At 63.6% G+C, this 2,657-nt stretch carries 3 protein-coding genes; all 3 read left to right on the top strand.

The window, feature by feature from the left end; translation table 11 throughout:
- Positions 1 to 30: 30 nt before the first annotated feature.
- Positions 31 to 672 carry an ABC transporter permease gene (locus tag CXY71_RS00280; RefSeq protein WP_104133749.1) on the top strand — a complete coding sequence of 214 codons (642 nt, stop codon included), beginning with the start codon at positions 31 to 33 and terminating at the stop codon, positions 670 to 672.
- A 28-nt stretch (positions 673 to 700) separates the two neighbouring features.
- A complete protein-coding gene (locus CXY71_RS00275) occupies positions 701 to 1,975 on the top strand; it encodes an ATP-binding cassette domain-containing protein (RefSeq protein WP_104133750.1) in 1,275 nt (424 codons plus the stop codon).
- The coding region (locus CXY71_RS00270; RefSeq protein WP_104133748.1) for an ABC transporter permease at positions 1,972 to 2,657 on the top strand (686 nt) is incomplete at its 3' end. The genes CXY71_RS00275 and CXY71_RS00270, both read left to right, overlap by 4 nt.

Raw genomic sequence — 2,657 nt, 5'->3', positions numbered from 1 at the left:
GATGTGTGATCGAAGCGAAGAGGTTTTGATGTGTGGGATTTTTTAGGGGATCAGTTTGAGCAGATTCTGTTCAGCAGCTGGCAGCACTTCAGCCTCGTCGTACAGTGCCTGATTCTGGCGACAATTATCGCCGTCGTGCTGGCCGCCTTCGTTTACCGTAATTCCGCGCTGACCGGGGTTGCCAACTCGGTGTCGGCCATTGGCTTGACTATCCCGTCGTTTGCTTTCATCGGGCTGCTCATCGCACCGTTCGGCTTCGGCGTTGTTCCGGCCGTCATCGTCGTGGCGTTCTTTGCTACGCTGCCTATTCTGCGCAACGCGGTCGTGGGCCTGTCGGGTATTGCGCCGTCGATCGTGGAATCCGCCCGCGGCATCGGCATGAGTCGGTTTCGCACGCTTCTGCAGGTGGAACTGCCTATGGCGTGGCCGATCATCCTCACAGGCATTCGGGTATCCGCCCAAATGGTCATGGGAATCGCCGCGATCGCCGCATATTCCCTCGGCCCAGGCCTGGGCGGATTCATCTTCTCCGGCCTCTCCCGCCTCGGCGGCGCCAACTCCCTTGAGTCGGTGCTGACGGGCGTCATCGGCGTCGTTGTGCTCGCCCTCATTCTTGATCTTCTTCTCGTCGGCCTCGGCCGCCTGACCACACCCCGAGGTATTCGTGTCTGAACTCATTGCATCCAACAGCGCAGAATCCATCAGCACCGAAGATTCCCCGACCGGCATCACCGGTGCGAATATCCTGCTGGACCACGTCACCAAGCGTTTCCCCGGGCAGGCGCGCCCCGCCGTCGACGGTCTGACCATGGAGATTCCGGCCGGCAAGATTGTCATGCTCGTCGGCCCCTCAGGCTGCGGCAAGACCACCACCCTGAAAATGATCAACCGACTCATCGAACCGACCGAGGGCCGTATCGTCGTCGACGGTGACGACGTGACCAATATGAACGGCGATACCCTGCGCCGAGGCATCGGCTATGTCATCCAGGCCGGAGGGCTCTTTCCCCACATGACCGTGGCCACCAACATCGGTCTCGTGCCGAAAATGCTCGGCTGGGACAAAGCCCGCATCGCGGCCCGCGTCGACGAACTCCTCGAGCTCGTCTCCCTCGACCCGGCACTCTACCGAAACAGGTACCCTAGAGAACTTTCCGGCGGTCAGCAGCAGCGCGTCGGCGTGGCGCGCGCCCTCGCGGCCGACCCGCCCGTTCTACTCATGGACGAGCCCTTCGGCGCCGTCGACCCGATCACCCGTCTGCGCCTGCAGGACGAACTGCTCAACATCCAGGAAGAACTGCAGAAGACCATCGTCTGCGTTACCCACGACTTCGACGAAGCCGTCAAGCTCGGCGACTGGATCGCCATCTTCAACGAGGGCGCCCAGCTCGAACAGTACGACACCCCGGAACGCATCCTCGGCGACCCTGCCAATGAGTTCGTCGAAAACTTCATCGGGTCCGGCGCTGGCCTCAAACAGCTCACCCTAACCCGGGTGGCAGAGGTCGGGTTCGGCGACGCCGTCGTGGGAAGCCCCGGCGAACGGGCAGCGGATGTCCTGGCCCGCCTCATCGACGCCGGCCACGGCCACGCGGTCATCGTCGATGAGCGGCACCGTCCCATCCAGTGGCTCTCCCGGCGCAAGCTCGGCCGCCTCGAGGTCATTAGTAACGTTAACGACCCGAAACTTCCGGTCGTCGGCTACCGTGCCACGCTTAATGATGCACTTGACATAATGCTCGTCTCCAGCGCTGGAGCCGCGCTCGTCACCGGCCGCCGCGACATGTTCAAGGGCGTCATCGACGTACAGACCGTCATGGACGCCATTACCCGGTCACAGACCGCTGCCGTGCTTGAGTCGGACCAAGCTCCCGTCGGACTGAACACCGGTGTGTTCCAAGAGCAGGCGCCTGCCGCTGACGCCGAACTAAATGAGACCGATAGCACTGGCGCCGACGCGCGGGCCGGTCAATGAGCACCCGCGCCCTGACTACAGAAGCTGGCATTGCCGGCGGCGACTCCGCCGCTGAAACACCCGGCAACCCGGCCGCACCGGCCGTACCGGTCAGTCACGCCCGCGCGGTGTGGCAATCCTGGCGGGGACTGGTTTACCAGCTGGCCGGCATTCTGCTCGCGTTCCTCGCGCTCGTCATCTGGCTACTGACAGCTAACCTCTCGCCGATCGAACTGACCACCCTCGCCCCGGACGCGCTCTGGGTCTACACCGTGGAGCACATCCAACTCACCCTCCTCGCCGCGGTAATCGTATTGGTTATCGCAATTCCCGTGGGAATCGCCCTGACCCGGCGGCCCCTGCGGTTTTTGACCGCTCCGGTGCTCGCGATCGCCAACGTCGGGCAAGCCGCCCCCGCAATCGGCGTCGTCGTACTCCTCGCATTTTGGGTTGGCTTCGGCTTTTGGGCGGCGACGCTCAGCCTCGTGCTCTACGCGGTGCTCCCGGTGCTGCGAAACACCATGGTCGGCCTGCAACAGGTCGACGCCCGCCTCATCGAAGCCGGACGTGGCATGGGCATGAGCTCCACGGCGGTGCTCTTTCGGGTGGAGCTCCCCCTCGCCGTGCCAGTCATGCTGTCAGGTGTGCGTACCGCCCTCGTTCTGCTAGTCGGCACCGCAGCCCTGGCCACATTCGTCAACGG

It is taken from the genome of Cryobacterium sp. Y62, assembly GCF_002929785.1.
In the GTDB taxonomy this organism is placed as follows: domain Bacteria; phylum Actinomycetota; class Actinomycetes; order Actinomycetales; family Microbacteriaceae; genus Cryobacterium.
This window is presented reverse-complemented; position numbering and strand designations above follow the sequence as displayed.